Below are 18,501 nucleotides of genomic sequence, written 5' to 3' on the forward strand. Positions count from 1 at the left end.
CACGACACGAATGCGAATCGCCGAACTGCTCTAGCCTCGCGGGATCAGGGTCGTATCGTCATCGGTAGGAGGAGGAGGAGCGGCTTTGACTTTCTTCTTGCCCGACTTCTTCTTCGGCTTGTCCGTCACCGCCTTCGGTGCGCCTTCGTCATAGCCGGCAAAGGCCTGGTAGTCCTGCGCGGTGGGCTCGGGGACGACGACGTTGGAGTCGGTATAGACGAACTGCGTGGCGGTCGAGGGGTCGCTAACCTGGATCTGATACGGGTGAAGCTGCGAATAAAGGACTTCCGTGCCGTGCATCACCGCGACTCGGATCGGCATGTTGATGGTGCCGGGGGCGAACATCGGCCCCGGCACGACCTTGCCGGCAACGGCGATCTTCATCGTCAACTGGCCGTTGGCACGGCTGCAGTCGCGGGTCACATCGGTGATCGAGGCCTGGTAAATGATCTTCGTCGGATCTTTGTCCGGGTCGACGATGGTCCCGTCCGGCGCCGCCTGAGCCGCCTCGGCAGCGTCGGTTTTCTTCCTGGGTTTCTGGCCGCCCTTGGCGTAGGTGCTGAAGAAGGCCGTGCCGTCGCGCAGCGTCACCTTCGGGCAGTAGGCCAGCAACTGGCTGGACAGAATCTTGGGATCCTGCGGCGGCGGTGGCGTCGTGTCCTTCTTGCCAAGGCCGAGAATGCCATTGTCGCTCGATTGGCAACCGGCGGCGGCAAGCATAAAGCCGGTGAGCGCCAGACCCGCGACAAAGCGACCGTTGGATGGGCGACGGTTGAACGAATAAAACGCCATGAAACTGCACTTCCCTCTCGCAAAGCTGGTGACGTATATCAACCGCGCGGCAAAAATGCGACTGAGCCCGCACAGAAATTAACCACCTTGTCGCGGCGCAAATGCCCGGCTGTAACGGAAGTGTGACGATGCAATATGTGAGTACCCGCGGGGAAGCGCCCGTGCTTGGATTTTCCGACGCGGTGCTGGCGGGACTGGCGCGCGATGGCGGGCTTTACGTGCCAGGCAGCTGGCCGCAGTTCTCCGCGGCCGAACTCCGCGCCATGCGCGGCCTGGCCTATCCCGATCTCGCCATCCGCGTGCTGTCGCCGTTTCTCGGCGGCGAGATCGAGATGCCGGTCTTCGAACGGCTGGTGCGCGAAGCCTACGCGACCTTCCGTCATGACGCCGTCTGTCCGCTGGTGCAGACCGGCTCGAACACCTTCGTCCTGGAGCTCTTCCACGGCCCGACACTGGCCTTCAAGGATGTGGCGATGCAGCTTCTCGCGCGGTTGCTGGACCATGTGCTGGCCGAGCGCGACCAGCGCGCCACCATCGTCGGTGCCACATCAGGCGACACCGGCGGGGCTGCCATCGATGCCTTTGCCGGGCGCAACCGCACAGATATCTTCATCCTGTTCCCGCATGGCCGCGTCTCGCCGGTACAGCAGCGGCAGATGACGACGTCGACCGCCGCAAACGTCCACGCGCTGGCGATCGAGGGCAATTTCGACGATTGCCAGGGCCTGCTGAAGGACATGTTCAACGATCACGCCTTTCGCGACCGGGTGTCGCTGTCCGGGGTCAATTCGATCAACTGGGCCCGAATCATGGCCCAGATCGTCTACTACTTCTCGTCGGCGCTGTCGCTCGGTGCCCCTGACCGGCCTATCTCCTTCGCCGTGCCGACCGGCAATTTCGGCGATATCTTCGCCGGCTACGCCGCCAAGCAGATGGGGCTGCCGATCGAGCGGCTGATCATCGCCACCAACGACAACGACATTCTGGCGCGCACGCTGGCGACCGGCGAATACCGCATGAAGGGTGTCTTCGCGACGACCTCGCCGTCGATGGACATCCAGGTCTCGTCGAATTTCGAGCGGCTGCTGTTCGAGGCCGCCGGCCGTGACGCGGCAACGGTGCGGCGCTACATGAACGGCCTCAAACAGTCCGGCGCCTTCACCATCGAAGCGGGCGAAATCGCAAAGATTCGCTCCGAATTCGACGCCGGCCGTTCGACCATGGACGAAGTCGCCGCCACGATCCGCTCGATGCTGGCCACCAGCAACTATCTGCTCGACCCGCACACGGCCGCGGCCGTGCATGTTGCTGCCGGCAAGACCAGTGGTGCAGTGCCGATGGTGGTGCTGGGCACCGCCCATCCGGCAAAGTTTCCAGCCGCTGTCGAAGCCGCCAGCGGCGTGTCGCCCGCCCTGCCTGCATGGCTTGACGGGTTGATGACAGCCGACGAAAAATACACGGTACTTCCATCCGACCTGAAAATGGTGGAAGATTACGTCGGCCGCCACACGCGGGCGGCGCGTTAGGGAGTACTAGCCATATGGGTGTTGAGGTAAGCCGTCTGTCGAACGGCCTGACAGTCGCCACCGAAACCCTTCCAAGTCTCGAATCCGTTGCCCTTGGTGCCTGGGTCAAGTCAGGCGCCCGCAATGAGCGTGACGACGAGCACGGAATGGCCCATCTGCTTGAGCACATGGCGTTCAAGGGAACGAAACGGCGAACCGCCTTCGAGATCGCCTCGGAAATCGAGGATGTCGGCGGCGAGATCAATGCCGCCACCAGCGTCGAGACCACCTCCTATTACGCAAGGGTGCTGAGCGACGACGTGCCGCTGGCGGTCGATATCCTCTCCGACATCCTGCAGGAGTCCGAATTCGACCCTCAGGAACTGGAACGCGAGCAGCATGTGATCCTGCAGGAGATCGGCGCCGCGCACGATACGCCGGACGACATCGTCTTCGACCGTTTCACCGAGACCGCCTTCCGCCACCAGACGATCGGCCGCTCCATCCTCGGCACGCCGGAAACGGTCAAATCCTTCACTTCCAAGCAGTTGCATGACTTCATCGAACGGCAATACGGCGCCGAGCGCATGGTGATCGTGGCCGCGGGCGACATCAAGCATGACAATTTCGTGCGCGAGGTCGAGAAGCATCTCGGCGGCTTCCGCAGCAAGTCCGACAGCACGATGCCGCAATATGCGCAGTATGTCGGTGGCGATTTCCGCGAGGACCGCGACCTGATGGACGCGCAGATCGTGCTGGGGTTCGAAGGCCGCGCCTATCATGTGCGCGACTTCTACGCCTCGCAGGTTCTGTCGATGATCCTTGGCGGCGGCATGTCGTCGCGGCTGTTCCAGGAGGTCCGCGAAAAACGCGGCCTGTGCTATTCGGTCTATGCCTTCCACTGGGGCTTTTCCGATACCGGCATATTCGGCGTTCACGCCGCGACCGGGCAGAGCGACATTGCCGAACTGGTGCCGGTCATCATCGACGAATTGCAGAAGGTCGGTGAAAACATCCTGCAGGAGGAACTCGACCGGGCGCGCGCGCAATACCGCGCCGGGCTGATCATGTCCGCCGAAAGCCCGGCCAGCCGCGCCTCGCAGATCGCCCGGCAATTGCTCTTGTTCGGCCGGCCGATCGCCAAGGAGGAGCTGATGGAGCGGCTGTCGGCGCTGACGATCGAGCGGCTGACCGACCTGTCGTCGCGGCTGTTTTCGACCAAGCCGACGCTCACTGCTGTCGGACCGGTGGGTACGCTTGCGCCTTACGAGTCGATACTCGACTCGCTCTCGGGCACGCAGACCACGGCCCGCAAGCTCGCCGTCTAAACCTGTCCAAGCGTTGTGTTCGCGCTCCCTTTCTTTCGCCGTGACCTGCCGGCACTGAAGGGCGACCGGGTCACGCTGCGCGTGCCGTTGACTAACGACTACCGCGAGTGGTCGGTGCTGCGCGGCGAAAGCCGCGGTTTCCTGGAGCCGTGGGAGCCGCGCTGGACGCCCGACGAGCTCGACCGCACGGCATGGCGGCTTCGCATCAGCCGCTACCGGGAAGATTATGCGCAGGGAACGGCGATAGCCTTCTTCATCTTCGAGAAGAGCAGCGGCAAGCTTGCCGGCGGCATCACACTTGGCAACATCCGCCATGGCGTCGCGCAAAGCGGGCATGTCGGCTACTGGATCGGCGAGCGCTTTGGCGGCCACGGCCTGATGACCGATGCAGTCAAGGTGGTCTGCCGCTTCGCCTTCGATACGCTGAGGTTGCACCGGATCGAAGCTGCCTGTATTCCCGACAACGCCCGGTCGATCCGCGTGCTTGAAAAAGCCGGATTCCGGCGCGAAGGACTTCTGCGATCCTATCTCAGGATCAACGGCATCTGGCAGGATCATTACCTCTACGCCCGAATCGCGGACGATCCGCCGGACGTTGGAACGAAGGGCTGATTTTTGACGAATATCCTGCGAAACGGGTCGCTGTTGGCCTTTGTTCTGGCGGCAATCGTCACGCTCTGCGCGGCGTCCTCGGCCTTCGCCGTCGAACCGATCAAGATTGCCCGCGACGACGTCGCGCTCGACCTTTCAGGCGCCGTCGAAATCTACCGGAACCAGGGTGAGAACTTCCAGGTTTCGACCGCGCCCGGGCCGGACGGCATCGTGCGACGCATCGAGGTCGAGGCCAACGACGCGCGCTCGACCGGCGACTGGGCGGTGTTCGCGCTTGCCAACACCACCGACCAGCAGCTCGACCGGCTGATCGTCGCACCGCATTTCCGGCTGGTGAATTCCGGCATCTTCTGGCCGGATCTCGGCTCGACCCGCATTGCCGCGATCACGCCCAGCGAGGGCTTCGCGCTCGACCGCCAGACCAGCCCCGACGCCGACGTGTTCCGGGTGACGCTGAACCCCGGAACGGTGATCACCTTCATTGCCGAGCTGGCCTCGCCCAAATTGCCGCAGGTCTATCTGTGGGACCCCGAATCCTACAAGGACTCGGTCAATTCCTACACGCTGTTTCGCGGCATCGTCATCGGCATTGCCGGCCTTCTGGCGCTGTTCCTGACCATCCTTTTCGTCGTCAAGGGAACGTCGATGTTTCCGGCAACGGCAGCGCTCGCCTGGGCGGTGCTCGCCTATATCTGCGTCGATTTCGGCTTTCTCAACAAGGTCATAGAAATATCGCCCGGCAACGAGCAGATGTGGCGGGCCGGAACCGAGGTGGCGCTGGCGGCGACCTTCGTGGTGTTCCTGTTTGCCTATCTCAACCTCAACCGATGGCACGGCCATTTCAGCTACGGCGCGCTGGTCTGGATCCTCGGACTGGTGCTCATCGCCGGCGTCGCCATCATCGATCCGGCGGTCGCCGCCGGCATCGCCAGGATTTCCTTCGCCGCCACCGCGCTGACCGGGCTTGGCCTGATCATCTTCCTCGGGATTCGTGGTTATGACCGCGCCATCATGCTGGTGCCCAGTTGGGTGATGGTGCTGCTATGGCTATGCGGGTCGTGGATGGCGATCACCGGCATGCTCGACAACGACATCGCCCAGCCGGCGCTGGGCGGCGGGCTGATCCTGATCATCCTGTTGATCGGCTTCACCGTGATGCAGCATGCCTTTGCCGGTGGCGCACTGCATCAGGGCCTGTTTTCCGATCTCGAGCGGCAGGCGCTGGCCGTCGCCGGCTCGGGCGATACCGTGTGGGACTGGGACGTGCTGCGCGACCGCGTCGTCACCAAGCCGGACGTCAGCATCCAGCTTGGCTTGGCGCCCAACAGCCTTGGCGGTGCTGCGCGCAATTGGCTGCCGGTGCTGCACGCCGACGACCGCGACACGTTCCGCACCACGCTCGACGTCGTGCTGGAACACCGGCGTGGCCGGGTGTCGCAGAATTTCCGCCTACGCGGCGCCGACGGCCACTACCACTGGTTTGCGTTGCGCGCCCGCCCGGTGATCGGGTCGGACGGCGAGGTCATTCGCTGCGTCGGCACCATGGTCGACGTGACGGAGCAGAAGAAGTCCGAGGAACGGCTGCTGCACGACGCCGTGCACGACAATCTGACCGGCCTGCCCAACCGCGAATTGCTGATGAACCGGCTGGAGGCGATCATCTCGATCGCCCGCACCGAAGAGAAGGTGCGCCCCACCGTCTTCGTCATCGACATCGACCGCTTCAAGCAGGTCAATGACGGGCTCGGCATTTCGGCCGGCGACACCATCCTCTTGACCATCGCGCGCCGGCTGCACCGGCTGCTCAAGCCCAAGGATTCGCTGTCGCGCTTTGCCGGCGACCAGTTCGCGCTGATGCTGTTGTCGGAGCAGGACCCGGCCCGCATCGCCGGCGTCGCCGATGCCATCAAGCATGCGATCAACAACCCGATCACCTTCGCCAAGCGCGAGATCGTGCTGACCGCCTCGATCGGGCTGATCACCTGGACTTCGGCGCAGACCTCGGCCGAGGACATGGTCAAGGACGCCGAGCTGGCCATGCACCAGGCCAAGCGTTTCGGCGGCGACCGGATCGAGCCGTTCCGGCCCGCCTTCCGCACCGTCGGCACCGACCGGTTGCAGTTCGAGTCCGACCTGCGTCGCGCCATCGAGCGGCGCGAGTTCACGCTCGCCTACCAGCCAATCGTGCGGCTGGAGGACGGCAGCATTGCCGGCTTCGAGGCGCTGTTGCGCTGGGACCATCCGCGTCGCGGCATGATCCCACCGGGGGATTTCATCCCGGTCGCCGAAAGCTGCGGGCTGATCGTGCAGCTTGGCCTGTTCGCCATGCAGCAAGCGGCGGAAGACCTCGCGGGATGGCAAAAACAGATCGGCGACACGCCGCTGTCGGTTTCGGTCAATCTGTCCAGCCGTCAACTGATCCGCCGCGATCTGGTCAGCGATGTCCGCTCGGTCATCGCGCGGGCCAATCTGAAGCCGCGCTGCTTCCGCCTCGAACTCACCGAATCGCTGGTGATGGACAATCCGGAGCAGACAACCCACGTGCTGAACAAGCTGAAGCAGCTCGGCATCGGTCTGTCGCTGGACGATTTCGGCACCGGCTATTCGTCACTGGCCTATCTGACGCGTTTCCCCTTCGACACCATCAAGATCGACAAGAGCTTCGTCGACGACACGACGCCGAAGCGCGCGGTGCTGCTCAAATCCATGGTCAACATGGCGCATGAACTGGGTCTCTCGGTGGTGGCCGAGGGTATTTCGGACGAAAGCGACGCGCTGGAGCTGCGCCAGATGGGCTGCGAGTATGTGCAGAGCTTCATGTTCGGCGCGCCGATGCCCGCCGACCATGTGCTGAAGACGCTGAAGGAACAGTACCCGCTTGCTCAGGCCTGAAGGCCCATCATTTCGTCGCGACCGACCGCTTCCAGGCAAGTGATTGGAGGGCCTTCGACATCTCGCCCGTCGCGCACCGACTATCGTTGCGAGAGTCGCAGCGCGTTCACCAATGCAGACAGCGCCGCTGGCTGAAGCTGACGACTGGGATAGTACAGGAAAAAGCCGGGAATTGGCGGCGTCCATTCCTCCAGGACGCGGATAAGCCGTCGCTCTGCGATATACTCCGCGACCTGTTCTTCATAGGCGAGACCGAGACCAACGCCAGCGAGCGCCGCCTGAATCACCAGGTGAGTGTCGTCGACTACGAGCGGACCGCTGACGCTGACCGTGACCGACTTTCGCGCACGCTCGAACTCCCACCGATGTGGACCGCCCGGAAGACGCAGGGCTATGCATCGATGATCATCGAGATCCTTCGGCTTTTGCGGAATGCCTCGTGACGAGAAATAGTCAGGCGATCCAACAACAGCCAGTCGCAACTGCGGCGTGACACGCACCGCGATCATGTCCTTCTGAAGGTACTCGCCGAGCTGAATACCGGCATCGAACTCGCCGGCAACGAGGTCGACAGGGCCTGTCTCGGTGACAACATCGAGAACGATGTCAGGGTAGGCCTCAGCGAATGCCGTGAGCCGTGGCAGCAATACCATTACGGCGGCCGAGCGTGACATCACAATCCGAAGGCGGCCCGCGGGTCGGCGCTGGAGGCTTCGCGCTCCTTCAAGGGCAGCAGCGATTTGCTCAAGCGCCGGGGACAAATCTTTCAAGAGCGCGGCCCCTGCAGCGGTTGGCGCGACGCTCTTCGTCGTTCGAGCGAGAAGCCGTAACTCGAGCCGCTGCTCAAGCCCGCGGATGGTGTGGCTCAGCGCGGACTGAGACACGCCTAGCTTCGCCGCAGCTCGTGTAAAGCTTCGTTCCCGGGCGACCATCGCGAACGTAGCGAGCTCGTTCAGTTCGTTTCTCATGATTTATGAATATTGCTCATGACGCCTTGCTACGCAACAGGCCTATCCTCATAAGCGACTCTGTCCTAGGTTTCGATCAGCAACGGTAGATTGAGGTCCCTTATGATCGTGACATTCCGCAGCGACAATGTCCTTGGCTGCACTGCGGGCGCCTGGCGCGTCTGGTCGCTCTCGGACGGCTTTGTCGAGATGCCAGCGGACCTTCTGCGGGATCCGCAGAATAAGCCGGTGCCGCCGGTCTCGCAGGCAGGGGCGCTACGCCTTTCTGTCAATTGCTTTGCCCTTGGAGGTCCAGGCGTTGACGGCATTCTGATCGACAGTGGAGGAGGAGGCTGGGCCCCTACAACAGGACGTCTTGAGCAGACGCTGGCCGAAGCCAGCATCGATCCTGCCTCGATCACGGTCTTGGCGCTCACCCATGCCCATCAGGATCATGTTTGCGGGCTCTTGACCCCCGACGACCGGGTGCTCTTTCCGAATTTGAAGACGATCGCAATTGCCGAAGAGGCCGTGAAGAGCTTTCTCGGCGAGACACACCTTGCGCGGTTCCGGTCCTTGTTGAAGCCCGTGCGGACTGGCGACCAACTGGCTGAGCGGTTGAGAGCAGTTGCCCTGCCAGGTCATGCTCCCGGTCACACCGGCTACGCGTTCGACACGGACGAGGACCGCTTCCTGTTCTTCGGCGACATCGTTCATATGCCGGCCTTGCAGTTTGGCAATCCCGCGTTGAGTTGGGGTTATGACGACGATCAACCGATCGCACGTACAACACGCCTGAATGTTTTCCACGACGCGGCCGAAGCTGGAACGTGGATCGCCGGAGCGCACCTTGGCCGGCCAGGCATCGGCCGCGTGATGCGCAAGGGCGAAGCGTACGGCTATGAGCCGGCATAGGGGATAAGCAAGCTGGACATGCGGTTTCGCCTGTCCACTCGGTTCCAGGCTGAACGCTCTCGCGCGCCGTGCGTGGCAATACCGTGCTCACGGCACATCGTTCCCGCTGCCCGCGCCTAGCCAACGGGCCCTGGCCGGCGAAGGCGAGGCTTATGCGTGGCCGGCGGCGGCGCTGAGATGGGCGAGATCGATGCCGATCGCGGCGAGAATCCGGTCGTATTTGCGCTCGATGTCGGTATCGAACAGAAGCTCGGCGCTTGCCGGGCAAGTCAGCCAGCCATTCTCGGCGATCTCGCTTTCCAACTGGCCGGCGCCCCAACCCGAATAGCCAAGCGCCATCAGCGCGTGCCGGGGTCCGCGGCCAGACGATATGGCGCGCAAAATGTCCACGGTCGCGGTCAGACAGATATCGTCGGAGACGGTCAGCGACGATTCCACCCTGTAGTCGCCCGAATGCAGGACGAAACCGCGGCTGCGGTCCACCGGGCCGCCATTGCGCACGACGAAGTCGCGGGCCTGCGCCGGCAGGCGGATCGCCTCCTGCTCGTTCATGATGCCGAGTTGCACCAGCAGATCCGGAAACAGCATCTGCTGCGTCTGGTTGATAATCAGGCCCATCGCGCCTTCGTCGCTGTGCGCGCAAATGTAGATGACGGAACGCGTGAAGCGGTCATCCTTCATGCCGGGCATGGCAATCAGGAACTGGTCGTCGAGAAAGCCGCGCTGGGCCGCCGTCTTCTTGTGCCGCAACAAGTCCATGAAGGTGAGCGTAACGCGTTTCCAAAGCGCCGAAAAGATGCGACGCATGCGATTTGGCTTTGACCGCCCTGCCGGAGGTCACGCAAATATGATACCCGCGATCCGATGAAGCCATTGCGCAGACACGAACGGACGATCAAATCACCGTCATGCAAAGCTTGAAGATCCTGCTGCTCGGCGCCGCTGTTGGATGTGTAACAGGCCTTCCCGCCGCTGCCTCCTCATCTGCCTGGTACGACAGCGAAGGCGGCAAGGTGCGGCTGGTGACCAGTGGCAAGCCCGACGAAGCCGGGCGCATCCACGGCGTCCTCGACATCGCGCTCAAGCCCGGCTGGAAAACCTACTGGCGCGACCCAGGCGACGCCGGCGTGCCGCCGCAGCTCGATATCTCGGCCAGCACCAACATTGCCGACGCCACGCTTTCGTTTCCGGCGCCGCAGCGCCACGATGACGGCTACGGCAAATGGGCTGGCTACGACTATCCGATTTCATTGCCGGTGACATTCACGCTGGCGGCGCCGAACGAGCCGGCTGTCATCGACGCCGATATTTTCCTCGGCATTTGCGAGACGATCTGCATCCCGGTGCAGACAAGGCTGCATCTGGATCCGGGCTCCGACCCCGACAATGCCGCCGACGCGGCACAGGTGAAGGCGGCGCTCGCAAGCCTGCCCTCTCCTGCGCGGCCAGATTTCGGCATCAATGTGCTGCCCGGCGATCACGAGACACTGGTCGTCGAGGCAAGCTTTCCCGGTAATCCGGAAGCCGCCGACTTCTTCGTTGCTGGCGAACGCGACTACATGTTCGGCGCTCCGGTTCGCAACGAAAAGGACGGCAAGCTGGTGTTCACGATACCGATCCTCGACCGGCCGTCGACGGCGCCGACGGATGGCGGGCTTCACTACACGCTGACAAGTGCCCAAGGCGCTGTCTCGGGCCTCTTACCTTTCCCTTGATCCAGGCCTTGTCCGCGGTTGCGGCAAGCGCCAGAGTTCGCTATCGCAAGGGCATCCTTCCAACTTTTCGAACGAGGAACTTATGACGATTGCCGTTGGCGATAGACTGCCCGATGCGACCTTCAAGGAGATGACCGCCGACGGCGCCAAGGTCATCACGAGTTCGGAAATCTTCTCGGGAAAAAAGGTGGTGCTATTTGGCGTTCCCGGCGCTTTCACGCCGACCTGCAGCAACAACCATCTGCCAGGTTATCTCGAAAACCATGACGCCATCCTGGCGCGTGGCGTCGACACCATCGCCGTCGTTTCGGTCAACGACGTCCACGTCATGGGTGCCTGGGCACGCTTCACCGGTGGCGAAGGCAAGATCCTCTACCTCGCCGACGGCACTGGCGATTTCGCCAAAGCGGTCGGTCTCGACTTCATCACCAACGATATGGGGCTGCGCTCGAGGCGCTTCTCGATGATCGTCGATGACGGCAAGGTCACCGTGCTCAATCTCGAGTCCAAGCCGGGCGTCGACGAATCCGGTGCGGCCCACATCGTGGGACAGCTTTAATCAACGGCTTCGAAGCCGGAACGGATGCCGCTACGATCTGCGAAACCGACTGTCAGGCTTGCCTGGGGTTCGCGTTTTCTTGCCTTTGGGGGACCTGATGTTCGACATAGTGTGGCGCAGCGTGGCGATCGGCATGGGCGCGACGGTGCTGATGGACCTGTGGGCCATTTTCCTGCACAAGGCGTTCGGCCAGCCGCGGCCGAACTGGGGACCGGTCGGCCGCTGGGTCTGGCATCTCCGAGACAAGGTCTTCCACGACGATATCGGCGATGCCGCGCCATACGCGCATGAAGTGGCGCTGGGCTGGGCCTTCCACTACCTCGTTGGCATCGCCTATGGCATCATTCTGGTGGCGCTGGCGGGAACGGCGTGGTTGGCCGCGCCGACGTTCCTGCCGGCCTTTATCCTGGGCATCGTCACCGTCGGCGCCGGCTGGTTCCTGCTGGCGCCCGGCATGGGTGCCGGCTGGGCCGCTTCGAAGCGCCCCAACCCGATGCAGATCCGCGCCCTCAACCTTGTGTCGCACACGGTGTTTGCATTCGGCCTTTACGGTACGGCCCTATTGATCCGCTAGCTGTCGCCGGCCCGGTCGATCGGCCGCCATGCGTGGACAACGCGACGCGCACCGATATCGTAGGCGAAGTAGTTCCCGCCGCCCGCTGGCTGATCCGCCTCGCGGCTGATCTCCCGACCGCTGAGGGAGAGCAGCAGGAGCGTTCCGACACCTCCGTGTCCCACGAAAGCAACGTCGTCGGCGCCGGCGGTGCCGAGCACAGCGTCGACCTCGCTCAGAATACGATGCTGGGCATCGATAGCCCGCTCCCACCCGCGAATGCTGGTGTGTGGATTGGCGAAGAACTGGTCTGCGACCGCTTCGAACTCCGGAGGCGGCAGGAAACCCGTTGCCGATCGGTCATTCTCGTGCATCCGTTCCCTCACCTCGACCGTAAGGCGGAGATGGCTTGCAAGGATCTCGGCGGTTTCTATCGCCTTGCGTTCACCCGACGACACGATACGCCGGATCGACCCAATCCACGGCTGATCGAGCATCGCAGACGTTCTCGCTCGCCCGATGCCGGATAGCCCCCACTCCGGCACCGGAACGTTGGCGTCGATCTGAACCTGGGGATGCGTGATGTAGTACGCGATCGGCATGAGGTCTTCCTGCCAGAGAGTGGACCCGCAGCCGCAATTCAATAACTCTGGGTCGAGCGCCGCGCCTTTGCGACCGCCGGCTGCCTTGCCTGCCCATCTGGCTTCGGCGTCGCAGGAGGCCTGACCGGGCCTTTCTTGAACGGCGCCATGCCTTCCCGCGCCAGTTCGTCGGCGCGTTCGTTCTCGGCATGGCCGGCATGGCCTTTGACCCAGTTCCAGGTCACGTGATGGCGCCTGTTGGCATCATCCAGCGCCTGCCACAGCTCACCATTCTTGACCGGCTTCTTGTCGGCGGTCTTCCAGCCGTTCTTCTTCCAGCCGTGGATCCATTTGGAAATGCCATCCATGACGTATTTGCTGTCGGTGTGAAGCTCGACCGCGCAAGGTTCCTTCAGCGCATTCAGCGCCGAAATGGCAGCCAGCAATTCCATGCGGTTGTTGGTGGTCTCGGCCTCGCCGCCCGACAGTTCCTTGGTTTTGCCGTTGAAGCGCAGGATCGCGCCCCAGCCGCCGGGACCCGGATTGCCCGAACAGGCACCATCGGTGAAGATTTCAACGTGCTTGCTCATGTCAGTCCATATTCAGTGGGAGATTTGATCGCCCGATGGAAACGCATCCGGCGGATATATTCGGTCGGATCGCGCTTCATCACCAGTCCGCCATTGGGAATGGTCAGCCAGTCGTAGAGTCGGGTCAGCATGAAACGCAGCGCCGAGCCGCGCGCCAGCATCGGCAGTGCCGCTTTCTCGTCGTCACTCAAGGGCCGCACGCTCTGATAGCCGGCAAGCAGCGCCGTGCCCTTGGTCAGGTTGAAGGAAAAATCCTTCTCGAAGCACCAGGCGTTGAGGCAGGTGGCGACATCGTAGGCATAGAGATCGTCGCAGGCGAAATAGAAGTCGATCAGCCCCGACAATTTCTCGCCGAGGAAGAAGACATTGTCCGGGAAAAGATCGGCATGGATGATGCCTTCCGGCAGGCCCTTCGGCCAGTTCCGCTCGAAGTCGGCGAAATCGGCATCGACCTCCGCCGCCAGTCCCGGCTCGACCTCGTCGGCGCGGGCATGGGCCGCGTTCCACAGCTTGCGCCAGCCATCGATGGCCAGCGCATTCGGCCGGGTCATGGAAAAGTCCTGGCCGGCAAGATGCAATCCGGCCAGTGCCTTGCCGACCTCGCCGCAATGCGCCGCGGTTGGCCGCCGCAGCGACAGGCCCTCAAGGAAGGTGATGATGACCGCCGGCCGGCCAGCCAGCGTTCCGGTGACGCCGCCATCATGCGCGGTCACCGGAAGCGGACAGGAAATTCCCTTCCTGGCGAGATGGCTCATCAGACCGAGGAAGAACGGCAGATCCGCCTTGTCGACGCGCTTTTCGTAGAGCGTCAGGATGTAGGAGCCACTGGTGGTGTGCAGCAGGAAATTCGAATTCTCGGTGCCTTCGGCAATGCCCTTGTAGGACAGGAGCTCGCCGACCGGATAGTTCTTCAGGAACGCGCCAAGCTCGCCCTCGCTGACATCGGTGTAGACCGCCATAGGTCTTACGCAGCCCCGTTGACGAAGGCCATGTCGGCCGGCGTCAGTTCGACATCGCGCAGAACCCTCATCACCGGAAAATCCTCCGTTTCCGTCGCCGTGATCGCCAGATCGATCGTTACGTCGAAGCGCTGCCTGAAAGCATCGATGATCTCGTCAACGATGATTTCCGGCGCCGACGCGCCCGCCGACAGGCCGAGCGTCGAGATGCCGGCTATCTCATTCCATGGGATCTCGGAGGCGCGCTGTACGAGAAGCGACATCGAAGCGCCGGCGCGCTCCGCCACTTCGACAAGACGGCGCGAGTTGGAGGAGTTTGGCGCACCGACGATCAGGAAGAGATCGGCGCCGGCGGCTGTCTCCTTCACCGCTTCCTGGCGGTTGGTGGTGGCATAGCAGATCGATTCTGCGGCCGCCGCGTGCAATTGCGGGAAACGATCCTGCAAAGCGCGGATGATGCCGGCAGTGTCTTCGACCGACAGCGTCGTCTGGGTGACGAAGCCGAGCGCCAGCGGGTCGGCAGGGACGAAGGTGGCGGCGTCGGCCTCGGTCTCGATCAGCGTGACGGCGCCGTCCGGCAACTGGCCCATGGTGCCGATCACTTCCGGGTGGCCGGCATGGCCGATCAACAGCACATGACGGCCGAGTCGCTGATGGCGCATCGCCTGCTTGTGGACCTTCGACACCAGCGGGCAGGTGGCGTCGAGATAGAAGAGTTCGCGCGCCTGGGCGTCAGCCGGCACCGACTTCGGCACGCCATGCGCGGAGAAGACCACCGGCGATTTGCGATGCTCGGCCGGGATCTCGGAGAGTTCCTCGATGAACACCGCGCCCAGGCTCTGCAGCCCCTCGACGACGTAGCGGTTGTGCACGATCTCATGGCGGACATAGACCGGCGCACCATATTTCTTCAGCGCCAGCACGACGATCTGGATGGCGCGGTCGACACCGGCGCAAAAACCGCGCGGCTGGCAGAGCCGGATCGTTAGCGGTGGTTTTGTGGCGGTTTGCAGCATGATTCCGGATCGGTTGATCGTATCGTGAACTCAAATTATGTGCTTGCCGTTGTCCCAAAACCGCTACGCACTTTTGGGCGACATGCATCAGGGCGAAATGAGGTGCGCACCCCTGCCCTGTCAAGGGTGGCGTTGGCGATCATTCCGCTTTCGGCGGGCGGCGCAACCTGATGATGAGGACCGCTGCCAGTGTCGCGGCAAGGCCATACCAGGTGAAAGCATATTGCAGATGGCTGTTCGGCAGGTCGATGATGGTGACGCCGCCAACCGGCATCCCGCCGGGGTTCGGCGCGGCGTTGGCGTCGATCAGGAACGGCACCAGCCCGGCGCCGGCCGGCAGGCCGGCACTCGCGGCCATTGCGTCGCGGTCCTTCCAGTAGAAGATGTTCTTCCGTAGATCGTTGTCGGGAAGCATCATCGACGGCTTGAGCAAAAGCGGGTTGCGGGCGAGCCCCGTCACCGTCATCTTGCCCGCCACCTGTCCCTGCGGGCGCTTGGCAGCGTTCTTGAGGTCGTAGGGGACGAAACCGCGATTGATCAGCACGAAGCGGCCGTCGTCCAGCTGCAGCGGCGTGACGACATCGAAACCGGACGCACCTTCCCAGGTCGAGAAAAAATGCCGCTCGCCTTGATGCAGAAAGGTGCCGGTCACCGTGACCGGCGTGTAGTCGACATCGCCGGTGGACGTGAACTCTTTTTCGACCTCGGCCAGCGGCAGCGGCACTGAGTGCGTGCGCTGGTCGATGGTCCGGAGAAGACCTTCCTTCCAGTACAGGCGCTGGACCTGCCAGGTGCCAAGCGCCAGCAGGATCAAGAACAGCACCAGGCCGAGGCCGAGCATCAATGCCGTCTTCGGCCGCGAACGGCCGGCGACCGACCCGGATGCCTCGCTCATTCCCCGCGGTCCAGCCGGCCCTCGGCCGCTTTGTTGGCGTATTGCAGCGTCAACAGCACGCCCTTGATCAACCTGAGCGCCGTCAAGCACAGCACCAAAGTCAGCGGTATCCACAACAGCAGGTGCAGCCAGAGCGGCGGGCTCAGCGTCACTTCCGTCCACAGCGCCAACCCAACGACGATGAAGCCGATGATCAGGATGACGAACACCGCCGGCCCATCACCAGCATCGGCGTAGGAATAGTCGAGCCCGCAACTGCTGCAGCGCTTGCCGACGCTGAGAAAACCCGAAAACAGCTGGCCCTCGCCGCAGCGCGGACAACGGCCGTGCAGGCCAGCCGAAATTGGCTCGATTGGTGGCCAGATCGCCTTGTCGTCGCTCATGCTTTACGGCTCGATCTCGATTGGCGTTCCATCGGACACCATAGTCCAGATTTCATCCATGTCGGAGTCCGTAACCGCAATGCAGCCGTCGGTCCAGTCGACCAATTGAAGCAGCCAGCCCCACCAGCCATAGCCGTTGGGTTGGCCGTGAATCATGATCATGCCGCCCGGATCGATGCCGGCTGCCTTCGCAGAGGCGATCTCCTCGGTATTCGGATAGGATACGTGGATCGACTTGTGGGCGATGCTGTCGGCGTTGCGCCAGTCCAGCAGATACCGCCCCTCTGGGGTGCGCTGGTCGCCTTCCCTGCGCTTGTGTCCGAGAGGATCGCCGCCCAGCGCGATGCTGTAGGTACGCAGTATCTCGCCATCGCCGATCAGTTGCAGCCGCCGCTCCGACTTGTCGACGCGCACGAGGTCGACCTGTCCCCCGGCGAGGGCCAAGGGTGTCGGGATCAGACAGGCACAAATGACGCAAGGGATTCTCAGATGCATCGGCATTTGATCGGCGATCATTATGCCGAAAAGAAGAAGGCGGCCGCGTCGCCGCGGCCGCCTTGTCGATTTGCGTAAGAAGTTTCAGTGACCTTCGATCATCGCGCCGTTCGAGGCCCAGACATAGATCGACGCGAACAGGAACAGCCAGACCACGTCGACGAAGTGCCAGTACCAGGCAGCCGCCTCGAAGCCGAAATGCTGTTTGGGCGTGAAATCGCCCTTCATGGCGCGGATCAGGCAGACAGCCAGGAAGATGGTGCCGATGATGACATGGAAACCATGGAAGCCGGTGGCCATGAAGAAGGTGGCGCCGTAGATGGAATCCTTGAAGCCGAATGGCGCGTGCATGTACTCGTAGGCCTGCACCATGGTGAACAGCAGGCCGAGGCCGACCGTCAGCACCAGGCCGTTGATCAGCCCCTTGCGGTCGCCATGCAGGAGCGAGTGGTGCGCCCAGGTGACCGTGGTGCCCGACAGCAGCAGGATGATGGTGTTGTAGAGCGGCAGGTGGAAGGGATCGAGGACTTCGAGGCCCTTCGGCGGCCAGACGCCACCGGTGAAGGTGGTGCGGGCGTATTGCTGGACCTCGCCGGGAAACAGACTGGCGTCGAAAAACGCCCAGAACCAGGCGACGAAGAACATCACCTCGGAAGCGATGAACATGATCATGCCGTAGCGCAGATGCAGCGACACGACACGGGTGTGGTGGCCTTCATGCGCTTCCTTGATGGTGTCCGACCACCAGGCAAACATGGTGTAGAGGACGATGACCAGGCCGATGAAGAACAGCCACGGATTGGCGATGTTGTAGCCGAAGATCGGGAAATCGCCGGCCTTGAGATACTGCATCCAGGCGACGCCGCCGATCGCGGTCACCAACGCGCCGACGGACCCCAGGAAAGGCCACGGGCTCGGGTCGACGAGATGGTAGTCATGGTGTGGTTTTGCGTGCGCGTCTGCCATATCAACCCCCGAGGCTTGCTTCGGTAACTTTGGTTTTGTTGCGTTCAACCGGCACTGACGACGCGACCGGCTTGTTCTTCTCGACCGGGAACATCGTGTAGGACAGCGTGATTGTCTTCACGTCCTTCAGTTCCGGCGCGTTGACGATGTCGGGATCCACGTAGAACACGACCGGCATGTCGAGCGTTTCGCCGGGCTTCAGCGTCGTGTCGGTGAAGCAGAAACACTCGACCTTGTTGAAATAAGGCCCGGCCAGTTCCGGCTGCACGTTGAAGGTGGCGCGACCGGTGACGGGGCGGTCGAACTTGTTGGTCGCGGTATAATGCGCCTGAGCCGTCTCACCGACCTTGATGACGATCGAACGGGCAACCGGCTGGAACTGCCAGGGAACACCGGCGATGTTGGCGTCGAAACGGACGGTGATATCGCGGTCGAGCACACGGCCGGCATATTGCTTCTCGGCGCGCTGCGTGGTGCCGCCATAGCCGGTCGCCTGGCAGAACATCGCATAGAGCGGCACTGCGGCGTAGGCCATGCCGATCATGCCGCCGAAGAAGGCAATGCAGACGCCGGCGACGATGCGGTTGGTGTTCTTCTTTGTGGGATCGGTGACTACTTGGCGGTTCATCGTCGGCCTCACATCGACCCGGCGACGTTGTGTCCGAATTTCACGATGGTCGCGACATAGAAGATGATGACAAGCACCGCCAGCGCCAGGCCGATGGCGGCCGAACGGCTGCGCCGGGCTTTCTGCTGGCGCTCTGTCAACGTGACCAGTTCGAGCTTCTTGTCGGCCAT

The 18,501-nt window shown here is 62.8% G+C and carries 21 protein-coding genes; 8 read left to right on the plus strand and 13 right to left on the minus strand.

Annotated elements, in window-relative coordinates; translation table 11 throughout:
- Positions 1–30: 30 nt before the first annotated feature.
- Positions 31–792, minus strand: a complete 762-nt coding sequence (locus LHFGNBLO_RS30665; RefSeq protein WP_258603587.1) for a hypothetical protein — start codon at positions 790–792, stop codon at positions 31–33.
- A gap of 128 nt (positions 793–920) precedes the next feature.
- Between LHFGNBLO_RS30665 and thrC the strand changes: the two genes are divergently transcribed.
- From thrC to LHFGNBLO_RS30685, 4 genes are read left to right on the plus strand one after another with little or no spacing between them, the layout of a single operon-like run.
- Positions 921–2,318, plus strand: a complete 1,398-nt coding sequence (thrC, locus tag LHFGNBLO_RS30670) for a threonine synthase (RefSeq protein ID WP_258603589.1) — start codon at positions 921–923, stop codon at positions 2,316–2,318.
- Positions 2,319–2,332: 14 nt separating this feature from the next.
- On the plus strand, positions 2,333–3,625 hold the full coding sequence (locus tag LHFGNBLO_RS30675) for a M16 family metallopeptidase (protein ID WP_258603591.1): 1,293 nt from the start codon (positions 2,333–2,335) through the stop codon (positions 3,623–3,625).
- Positions 3,626–3,640: 15 nt separating this feature from the next.
- Positions 3,641–4,237, plus strand: coding sequence for a GNAT family N-acetyltransferase (locus LHFGNBLO_RS30680; protein WP_258603592.1), 597 nt, complete (start codon positions 3,641–3,643; stop codon positions 4,235–4,237).
- A 3-nt stretch (positions 4,238–4,240) separates the two neighbouring features.
- Complete coding sequence (locus LHFGNBLO_RS30685; protein WP_258603594.1) at positions 4,241–7,129, plus strand: EAL domain-containing protein; 2,889 nt, start codon at positions 4,241–4,243, stop codon at positions 7,127–7,129.
- 80 nt (positions 7,130–7,209) lie between these two features.
- Here LHFGNBLO_RS30685 and LHFGNBLO_RS30690 read toward each other — a convergent pair whose 3' ends face one another.
- The gene (locus LHFGNBLO_RS30690; protein ID WP_413774657.1) at positions 7,210–8,097 is read right to left on the minus strand and encodes a LysR substrate-binding domain-containing protein; all 888 of its coding nucleotides are present in this window, start codon (positions 8,095–8,097) and stop codon (positions 7,210–7,212) included.
- Positions 8,098–8,325: 228 nt separating this feature from the next.
- Between LHFGNBLO_RS30690 and LHFGNBLO_RS30695 the strand changes: the two genes are divergently transcribed.
- Entirely contained in the window at positions 8,326–8,991 is a 666-nt protein-coding gene (locus LHFGNBLO_RS30695; protein ID WP_258603595.1) for an MBL fold metallo-hydrolase, read from the plus strand.
- A 150-nt stretch (positions 8,992–9,141) separates the two neighbouring features.
- Here the strand turns inward: LHFGNBLO_RS30695 and LHFGNBLO_RS30700 are convergent, their stop codons facing one another.
- Entirely contained in the window at positions 9,142–9,750 is a 609-nt protein-coding gene (locus LHFGNBLO_RS30700; protein ID WP_258609974.1) for a YqgE/AlgH family protein, read from the minus strand.
- Between the two features lie 149 nt (positions 9,751–9,899).
- On the opposite strand from LHFGNBLO_RS30700, the gene LHFGNBLO_RS30705 reads away from it, so the two are divergent.
- The 3 genes from LHFGNBLO_RS30705 (at position 9,900) to LHFGNBLO_RS30715 (ending at position 11,839) form a co-directional block, all read left to right on the plus strand.
- Complete coding sequence (locus tag LHFGNBLO_RS30705; protein ID WP_258603597.1) at positions 9,900–10,706, plus strand: protein-disulfide reductase DsbD domain-containing protein; 807 nt, start codon at positions 9,900–9,902, stop codon at positions 10,704–10,706.
- Between the two features lie 82 nt (positions 10,707–10,788).
- Entirely contained in the window at positions 10,789–11,265 is a 477-nt protein-coding gene (locus LHFGNBLO_RS30710; protein ID WP_258603598.1) for a peroxiredoxin, read from the plus strand.
- Between the two features lie 97 nt (positions 11,266–11,362).
- Positions 11,363–11,839, plus strand: coding sequence for a DUF2938 domain-containing protein (locus LHFGNBLO_RS30715; RefSeq protein WP_258603600.1), 477 nt, complete (start codon positions 11,363–11,365; stop codon positions 11,837–11,839).
- Here LHFGNBLO_RS30715 and LHFGNBLO_RS30720 read toward each other — a convergent pair.
- The 10 genes from LHFGNBLO_RS30720 to LHFGNBLO_RS30765 all read right to left on the minus strand — a co-directional run bounded on the left by LHFGNBLO_RS30720 (position 11,836) and on the right by LHFGNBLO_RS30765 (position 18,501).
- Positions 11,836–12,420: a histidine phosphatase family protein gene (locus LHFGNBLO_RS30720; RefSeq protein ID WP_258603601.1), complete on the minus strand. Its 585-nt coding sequence runs from the start codon at positions 12,418–12,420 to the stop codon at positions 11,836–11,838. The two genes, LHFGNBLO_RS30715 and LHFGNBLO_RS30720, sit on opposite strands and share 4 nt — an antisense overlap.
- Positions 12,421–12,458: 38 nt before the next feature.
- Entirely contained in the window at positions 12,459–12,989 is a 531-nt protein-coding gene (gene rnhA / locus LHFGNBLO_RS30725; RefSeq protein WP_258603603.1) for a ribonuclease HI, read from the minus strand.
- Positions 12,986–13,948, minus strand: a complete 963-nt coding sequence (locus LHFGNBLO_RS30730) for a homoserine kinase (RefSeq protein ID WP_258603605.1) — start codon at positions 13,946–13,948, stop codon at positions 12,986–12,988. The genes rnhA and LHFGNBLO_RS30730 overlap by 4 nt, the downstream gene beginning before the upstream one ends.
- 5 nt (positions 13,949–13,953) lie before the next feature.
- Positions 13,954–14,964 carry a 4-hydroxy-3-methylbut-2-enyl diphosphate reductase gene (gene ispH, locus LHFGNBLO_RS30735; protein WP_258603607.1) on the minus strand — a complete coding sequence of 337 codons (1,011 nt, stop codon included), beginning with the start codon at positions 14,962–14,964 and terminating at the stop codon, positions 13,954–13,956.
- A gap of 139 nt (positions 14,965–15,103) precedes the next feature.
- Positions 15,104–15,859: an SURF1 family protein gene (locus tag LHFGNBLO_RS30740; RefSeq protein ID WP_258603609.1), complete on the minus strand. Its 756-nt coding sequence runs from the start codon at positions 15,857–15,859 to the stop codon at positions 15,104–15,106.
- A complete protein-coding gene (locus LHFGNBLO_RS30745; protein ID WP_258603611.1) occupies positions 15,856–16,242 on the minus strand; it encodes a DUF983 domain-containing protein in 387 nt (128 codons plus the stop codon). Before LHFGNBLO_RS30745 ends, LHFGNBLO_RS30740 begins: the two co-directional genes overlap by 4 nt.
- 3 nt (positions 16,243–16,245) lie before the next feature.
- A complete protein-coding gene (locus LHFGNBLO_RS30750; protein ID WP_413774658.1) occupies positions 16,246–16,737 on the minus strand; it encodes a L,D-transpeptidase family protein in 492 nt (163 codons plus the stop codon).
- An 84-nt stretch (positions 16,738–16,821) separates the two neighbouring features.
- The gene (locus tag LHFGNBLO_RS30755) at positions 16,822–17,703 is read right to left on the minus strand and encodes a cytochrome c oxidase subunit 3 (protein ID WP_258603614.1); all 882 of its coding nucleotides are present in this window, start codon (positions 17,701–17,703) and stop codon (positions 16,822–16,824) included.
- Between the two features lies 1 nt (position 17,704).
- Positions 17,705–18,331 (minus strand): cytochrome c oxidase assembly protein, encoded by a 627-nt coding sequence (locus LHFGNBLO_RS30760; RefSeq protein ID WP_258603616.1) that lies wholly within the window; start codon positions 18,329–18,331, stop codon positions 17,705–17,707.
- Positions 18,332–18,339: 8 nt separating this feature from the next.
- Positions 18,340–18,501, minus strand: coding sequence for a hypothetical protein (locus tag LHFGNBLO_RS30765; RefSeq protein WP_258610048.1), 162 nt, complete (start codon positions 18,499–18,501; stop codon positions 18,340–18,342).

This window comes from Mesorhizobium sp. AR10, assembly GCF_024746795.1.
Lineage (GTDB): Bacteria > Pseudomonadota > Alphaproteobacteria > Rhizobiales > Rhizobiaceae > Mesorhizobium.

Bases quoted from the DNA above. Each gene is read 5' to 3' on its own strand.
- thrC (WP_258603589.1), top strand. From the start codon at position 921: ATGCAATATGTGAGTACCCGCGGGGAAGCGCCCGTGCTTGGATTTTCC.
- LHFGNBLO_RS30750 (WP_413774658.1), bottom strand. From the start codon at position 16,737: ATGCATCTGAGAATCCCTTGCGTCATTTGTGCCTGTCTGATCCCGACA.
- LHFGNBLO_RS30730 (WP_258603605.1), bottom strand. From the start codon at position 13,948: ATGGCGGTCTACACCGATGTCAGCGAGGGCGAGCTTGGCGCGTTCCTG.
- LHFGNBLO_RS30700 (WP_258609974.1), bottom strand. From the start codon at position 9,750: ATGGACTTGTTGCGGCACAAGAAGACGGCGGCCCAGCGCGGCTTTCTC.
- LHFGNBLO_RS30705 (WP_258603597.1), top strand. From the start codon at position 9,900: ATGCAAAGCTTGAAGATCCTGCTGCTCGGCGCCGCTGTTGGATGTGTA.
- LHFGNBLO_RS30765 (WP_258610048.1), bottom strand. From the start codon at position 18,501: ATGGCCGACAAGAAGCTCGAACTGGTCACGTTGACAGAGCGCCAGCAG.
- LHFGNBLO_RS30665 (WP_258603587.1), bottom strand. From the start codon at position 792: ATGGCGTTTTATTCGTTCAACCGTCGCCCATCCAACGGTCGCTTTGTC.
- LHFGNBLO_RS30760 (WP_258603616.1), bottom strand. From the start codon at position 18,331: ATGAACCGCCAAGTAGTCACCGATCCCACAAAGAAGAACACCAACCGC.
- LHFGNBLO_RS30715 (WP_258603600.1), top strand. From the start codon at position 11,363: ATGTTCGACATAGTGTGGCGCAGCGTGGCGATCGGCATGGGCGCGACG.
- LHFGNBLO_RS30745 (WP_258603611.1), bottom strand. From the start codon at position 16,242: ATGAGCGACGACAAGGCGATCTGGCCACCAATCGAGCCAATTTCGGCT.
- LHFGNBLO_RS30720 (WP_258603601.1), bottom strand. From the start codon at position 12,420: ATGCCGATCGCGTACTACATCACGCATCCCCAGGTTCAGATCGACGCC.
- LHFGNBLO_RS30675 (WP_258603591.1), top strand. From the start codon at position 2,333: ATGGGTGTTGAGGTAAGCCGTCTGTCGAACGGCCTGACAGTCGCCACC.
- LHFGNBLO_RS30690 (WP_413774657.1), bottom strand. From the start codon at position 8,097: ATGAGAAACGAACTGAACGAGCTCGCTACGTTCGCGATGGTCGCCCGG.
- LHFGNBLO_RS30755 (WP_258603614.1), bottom strand. From the start codon at position 17,703: ATGGCAGACGCGCACGCAAAACCACACCATGACTACCATCTCGTCGAC.
- LHFGNBLO_RS30710 (WP_258603598.1), top strand. From the start codon at position 10,789: ATGACGATTGCCGTTGGCGATAGACTGCCCGATGCGACCTTCAAGGAG.
- LHFGNBLO_RS30740 (WP_258603609.1), bottom strand. From the start codon at position 15,859: ATGAGCGAGGCATCCGGGTCGGTCGCCGGCCGTTCGCGGCCGAAGACG.
- rnhA (WP_258603603.1), bottom strand. From the start codon at position 12,989: ATGAGCAAGCACGTTGAAATCTTCACCGATGGTGCCTGTTCGGGCAAT.
- ispH (WP_258603607.1), bottom strand. From the start codon at position 14,964: ATGCTGCAAACCGCCACAAAACCACCGCTAACGATCCGGCTCTGCCAG.